This is a genomic window from Dokdonella sp. (assembly GCF_039926425.1).
Lineage (GTDB): Bacteria > Pseudomonadota > Gammaproteobacteria > Xanthomonadales > Rhodanobacteraceae > Dokdonella_A.
Map to the genome: position 1 here is coordinate 1 of NZ_JBDSWZ010000163.1, position 6024 is coordinate 6024.

The window sequence follows — 6024 nt, forward strand, 5'->3', positions numbered from 1 at the left end:
GAAGCGATAGTAGGGAACGCGCACCAGTGGCAGATAAGGCACCGGCGCCCTGGCTTGAACAATCTCGTGATCCGGGACATGCACCCGCAAGGTGTGCAAGTGCGCCGGGTCCAAGCGGACACCGTCGTGGGCAAACCACGTCGGCCAGAACGCACGCGTGAACCACCCGTGCGATTCACCGGCCTGCGCATCCGGCGGTGCGGGCAATACGTGGAAATCCACCACAGCAAGGATGCCGCCGGGCTTCAACATGGCGATCGCGTTGCGGATCGTCGCGCGCCAGTCAGGGATCATCGTCAAGGCGTACGAAAGAATCACTGCGTCGACCGGCTGTGCCGGTCGATACGTGGTCGCATCGGCTTCGACCGCGCGCAGCTGAGGGATGCGTCGTGCACGTTCGCGCGCCTGATCGAGTAGCGGCGTGCATAGATCGACGATCTCGATCGTGGCGATGCGGTGCAGCGAGTCTCCGAAGAACTCGGCATTGCGACCGGTGCCACCGCCGAGTTCGACCACATGCGCGCGGTCGGGCAACGGAATGCTGCGGATCAGTTCTTCACGACCACGGAGCAATCGTTCGCGAAAGCGGTCGTAGTGATCGGACTGGGGGCCGTAGAACGCAGACAGATCCTGCGCGTGGGAGGACGAACGCGGCATTCCGCGCAGCAATCGCGCGAGGACAGCGGCGTCTGCCCGCAATGCGTCAAGCCGGGACATCGGCAATCACGAAACCCGCGTAGGTATGGACCCGGTCCTGCGCCTGCAGCGCATCGGCCACCTCATCCATGAAGCGGAACGCGCTGCGCAAAGGGACCTGTTCCGTACCGATGCGGATGTCGTCGAGATAGGCCGGCCGGCCGTGCGCGCTGCGCAGCAGGATGCGGGCACCCGGCGCCGCACGCCGGCGGATCGCTTCCCACTCCTCGACCAATGCACCGGGGTGGTACGAACTCATCCAGTCCATGTGATCGAGCAGCACGAAGCGCGACACGGGTTCTTCGTGCGTCTCGAGAAACCGGGTCACCGTCGTGGTGTGCAGGTGGATGCGATCGACGAGGCCGCCCTTGAGGCGTTCGAAATTGTGCTGCTTGAGATATTCCGGGCAACAATCGCGTCGATAGCGGCCAGTCATGTAGACGTGCCAGAAATAGTTGTCGGCCAACGGCAGCTGACGGAAGACGTATTGCACGGCGCTGTGGATGAAGCCGGACACGCCGCCCGCGTGCTGCGCCTCGACCAGGCGGCGCTGTGGATACGGCACGCCGAGCAGACTCATCACGAACTGACGCGAAATCACCCAGTTGACAGGGCGATTCCACAAGTGTGGCGCAACGCGTGTGTCGTAGATCGTGCGCTGCTCGGCGAGATCGCGTGCCCGGAACAAGTCTGCGATGGCGCCGCGAAGGCGTGGACGTGTGGCGAAATACGCGCGCGCGCCGCGGGCGACGGAGCCCGACAGCCCGTGGAAATAGAAACTCCCGCAGCCGCTGGTGAACCAGCCGCACCGCTTGTCCCACCAGATGCGCGCGAACGGCGAGAGCTGATCGCGCAAATGCGCGTGGTAGAGCGCGGCGAAGCGCGCGTGGTAGCCCTCGCCGAAGATCGCGAAGAAGTCGTCGAAGTCGAGCGTGCGGATCCCCGCGATCTTCAGTTCGAGCAACGCGGTCTGGCGCGGGTTGGCGTCCACCGCATCGATCCGCTTCGGCGCTTCGAGCGCATAGTCGAGCGCATTGCAGCCAGCACTGGTGATGACCAGGACGCTGTCGTCCGGCCCGAGCGCGAGCGCATGCCGGTCGACGGCCGGATCTTCCCAGCAGGTGTTGTAGACCAGGCTGCGCGAATAGATCGCGTTGAAGATCGTCTGGTCGAGCTTGTCGCGCAGGTTCGGGGTCGACATCGCACGGGCTTCCCGCATGGAGATGCGTGCACGCTAGCGGCGTCATGTGACAGTGCCGTGTTGAGGGCCTCGCCGCCACATGCCGACGCCTGATGTCGCTGCGTGTCACTCCAATGCAACGTCGTTGCAATTCTGACGCGACCTTCGCACCGCATGCTGCGCGCGCTTCGAAGGAGAAACGAGATGACGCGACTTCCGTTCCGCAGCGTGTTCGTTTCCGATGTACACCTCGGCCTCGCCGATTGCCAGGCCGGCTACCTGCTCGATTTCCTGCGCTCGATGCAGTGCGAGCGCCTCTACCTCGTCGGCGACATCATCGACTTCGAGAACATGGCGAAGCGACCGTTCTGGCACGCGAGCCACACGGCGATTGTCGCTGAGATCCTCGCCATCGCGGCGCGCGGCACGCGTGTGGTCTACATCCCCGGCAATCACGATGCGGCCCTGCGCAGGTTGGCCGGTCAGCGCATCGCGGGCATCGAGATTGCGCTCGACGCCGTGCATGTCGGCGCGGACGGACGGCGCTACCGGGTCAGTCACGGCGACGAGCACGATGGAGAGAGCAGTACGCCGGCGTGGCTGGTGACGCTCGGCGACGCGCTGCAGGGCTTCGTGTGCGGGATGAATCGGCGGTGCAACCGGCTGCTGCGCGCATGCGGCGTCCATTACCGGCCGCTGTCGATCCATATCAAGACACGCATCGGATCGGCACTTCGGTTCATCCGCGACTTCGAACGGCGCGTCGCCGATCGCGCGCGTGCCGACGGCTTCGATGGCCACATCTGCGGCCATATCCACTATGCCCGCATGCATCAGGACGAGCACGTGCTGTATCTCAACGACGGCGACTGGGTCGAACATTGCACGACCCTGGTCGAGCATGCGGATGGAGCGATGGAACTGCTGCACTGGACCGAACGACGCATCGCGCTCGGACACAGCGCCGCTGTGGTTGCTGTTCCGTTGCCGCTGGCCAGCGCGGCCTAGTGACCGTCTGCCGACGTCACACCCGCGAAAGCAGGCATCCATTCGTTGCACGAACGCGGATGACCCACGTTCGCACGTTCAATGGCTCCTCCCGCTTTCACGGGAAGAGCGGCGGATCTCCGATGTTCCTCAGCCGAACGGCGGCAGTTCGAACACGTAAACGTTGATCGTGCCGGTCGCGGTACCGCCGTGGCCATCGGACACGGTGTACTCGAAGAAGTCCTGGCCGAACCAGCCGTGGATCGACTGGTACGTCACCGTGCCGTCTCCATTGAGCGTGACCAGGTTGGTCGGGATCGGGCCGGTATGGTCGATCGACACCACGGTCAGCACGTCGCCGTCCGGGTCGGACGCCGCCTGCAGAACAGGAATGGTGATCGACTCGCCTTTCAGCACGCGCACCGACAACGGACCCGCGACGGGCGGATGGTTTGGCGTCGACACCGTGACATGCACGGTCGCGGTCGCAGTGCCGCCCTTGCCGTCGCTGATCGTGTAGGTGAACGCGTCGGTGCCGAGATAGTTCGCCGCCGGCGTGTAGCTGACACCGGTTGCAGTGGCCGCGGCGCTGCCGTGCGCCGGCGGCGACACCGCCGTCACCGTCAGCGCATCGCCGTCCGGATCGCTGTCGTTCGCCAGCACCGCAATCGGATTGTCGGTGGAGTTCTCGTCCACGGCGGCGGTGTCGTCCTGCGCAACGGGCGGATGATTGGTGTACTCCTTGGGGCCGAGCGTGGTGGTGCTGGTGGTTTTCTCGAACCGGTACACGTCGACGGTGCGCTTGTGTTCAGCCGGATTGCGCAACGCGCGCTCGATCCACGCGGGCGGCGCCTTCACCGGTTCCTTCACCCATTCGACGCCCGGCGTGACGCGCTCCGGCGTCGGCGGTGCGGTCGTGGTTTCCTCGATCGACAGGAACTCGACATCCACCCGGCGATTCTTCTGCCGGTTGGCGGGCGTGTCGTTCGGATACGCCGGATCGAGTTCGCCGGCACCGCTCGCATCGATCTGGTCGGCTTCGATTCCGTGTGCGACCAGGTAGCGCTGCGCACTCGCCGCACGCCGCTCCGAAAGTTTCTGGTTGTAGGCGGCCGGACCGACCGAGTCCGTGTGACCGACGACGCTCACGCGACTGACGCGGCTGGCCGATTGCAGCTTGGCGATCAATGTGTCGAGCGCGGCGATTGCATCGGGACGAAGCTCGGCGTGGTCGAAGTTGAAGAACGCGTCGCCGTCGAGCTTGACCTCGTTGCGCAGGACCTGCGGTGCGGCCGGAGGCGGCGCGACCGCGGGTGCGGCGCGTTCGACCTGCACCATGCGGTACGGATCGCGCGCGCGATAGTTCTGGCCGATGTCGTAGCGCAGCAGCAGCCATCCGCGCGTGTCGTTCTTGTCGGTCTCGAAGTCGCCGCTCTTGCGCAACGCCTCGCCGAGCAGCGACAGGCTGAACCCGCTGTTTGCAAAATACTTGTCGAGTCCGAGTGACAGCGTGAACTGATCCGAGCTGTACTTGCCGCGCTCGTAATCCACGCCGCCGCGAACGCGCAGCAGCGGCTCGTCGAAATACTTGCCGAAGCGCGCGCCGATGCCGTTGTCGTAGGGATGTTCGAACGCCTGGGTGAGCGTATCGATCGTTTGCGTCTGGGTGTAATCGCCGTTGCCGTCGCTGCCGCCGATCTGCGTAACGTCGCTGGTCAGCGTGGTGCTGGCCAGGCGCGATCCGCTGGTTGCGTGCGTGAGATAGCCATCGACGGAGAAGTCGTTCTTTTCCCAGCCGACGCCGAGCGACACCTTGCGATCCTTCCACGCGTTCTGGTCGAACGCGCCGAATACCTTCATCACACTTGCGTCGTCGGGATGCTCGATCGCCGCATCCGCGCCTCCGCGCAGCCAGTGGTAATCGACTTGTGCGCCACCGGAGCCGCCCTGGCCGAGCCAAAGCTGGCCGAGCCACGCGTGCTCGTCGGTCTTGCCCAGAATGCCCAGCACTTCGCCGAGGACGTCTCCGTGCTCGTTCACGCCAAGCGACACACGCGCATTGGAACCGACGTAGGTGACCGGCACCATCGCGTCGGCGGTCGGCGGCGTGCCAGGCGGAGAGGCGGTCTGCGCCACACTCGTGGCGGACAACGCGAGACCGATCGCTGCGGCGAGCAACGTGCGACGTTCCATGATTTCTCCCTGACCCGATTTTTGGCTCGCCCATTGGCCGAACCGCCCTGATTCGACGATCGCGGCACCCATGGCGCGTTCATCGTTCCCCTTGCGCCGCGGATTATTGCCCATAAGTCGCGCTGTACCAAACGGGCGCGCGTGCGCCGCGTATCATTCCCCTTTGACTCGCCACGGATTCCGCCCATGTCGCTCACTCCCGCCACGCGCACGCGCATCGAGACACTGCTCGCCAGCAACCGCGTCGTCCTCTTCATGAAGGGCTCGCGTCACGCGCCGCAATGCGGCTTCTCCGCGGCCACGACGGATCGACTGAATGCGCTGCTCGACGACTACGAGACGGTCGACGTTCTCGCCGACGATGACATCCGTGCCGGCATCAAGGACTACGGCAACTGGCCGACGATTCCGCAGCTCTACATCGGTGGTGAACTCGTCGGCGGCGCCGACATCGTGCAGTCGATGTTCGATTCGGGCGAATTGCATCGCGCGCTCGGGGTCGCCGAACCCGATCGCACACCCCCCTCGATCACCGTGTCCGACGCGGCCGTCGCGAAGATCGGCGCGGCGCTCGGCGATGCCGGCGAGTCGAAGCTGTTCCTGATCGTCGACGGTCGCTTCCAGCCGCAGTTCCAGTTGCGCGAGCCCGGCGCGAACGACATCGTGGTTGACGCGAACGGCCTCGACATCCATTTCGACGTCGCCAGTGCGCAACGCGCGCGCGGCGCCACGATCGACTGGACGCAGACGCCGCATGGAGAAGGACTCGCGATCTTCCTGCCGGCTGCACCGCCGGCGGTGAAGTCGCTCGACGTGCACGCACTCAAGCGCCGCATCGACGCCGGCGACATCACGGTGATCGATGTGCGTCCCGCACCGGACCGCGCAACCGCACCGTTCGCGCCAGCCGACGTGCTGACGCCCGAATCGCACGCGCGCCTCTCTGCGCTACCGAAAGACACGCCGCT

General features: G+C 65.3%; 5 protein-coding genes. 2 read left to right on the plus strand and 3 right to left on the minus strand.

All coding sequences use genetic code 11. The annotated features are described in order from the left end of the window. Window positions 1–717 (minus strand): class I SAM-dependent methyltransferase (locus ABIV12_RS09610; protein ID WP_348058648.1); only part of this gene is annotated, 717 nt, incomplete at its 3' end. After that, the gene (locus ABIV12_RS09615) at window positions 704–1897 is read right to left on the minus strand and encodes a BtaA family protein (RefSeq protein WP_348058650.1); all 1194 of its coding nucleotides are present in this window, start codon (window positions 1895–1897) and stop codon (window positions 704–706) included. The genes ABIV12_RS09610 and ABIV12_RS09615, both read right to left, overlap by 14 nt. A 183-nt stretch (window positions 1898–2080) precedes the next feature. Between ABIV12_RS09615 and ABIV12_RS09620 the strand changes: the two genes are divergently transcribed. Further along, complete coding sequence (locus ABIV12_RS09620; protein WP_348058651.1) at window positions 2081–2884, plus strand: UDP-2,3-diacylglucosamine diphosphatase; 804 nt, start codon at window positions 2081–2083, stop codon at window positions 2882–2884. A gap of 129 nt (window positions 2885–3013) precedes the next feature. On the opposite strand, the gene ABIV12_RS09625 is transcribed toward ABIV12_RS09620, so the two are convergent. Beyond that, window positions 3014–5056: an Ig-like domain-containing protein gene (locus tag ABIV12_RS09625; protein WP_348058653.1), complete on the minus strand. Its 2043-nt coding sequence runs from the start codon at window positions 5054–5056 to the stop codon at window positions 3014–3016. A gap of 186 nt (window positions 5057–5242) precedes the next feature. Between ABIV12_RS09625 and grxD the strand changes: the two genes are divergently transcribed. Beyond that, window positions 5243–6024, plus strand: a 782-nt coding sequence (gene grxD, locus ABIV12_RS09630; protein ID WP_348058655.1) for a Grx4 family monothiol glutaredoxin, incomplete at its 3' end; no start/stop codon positions are given.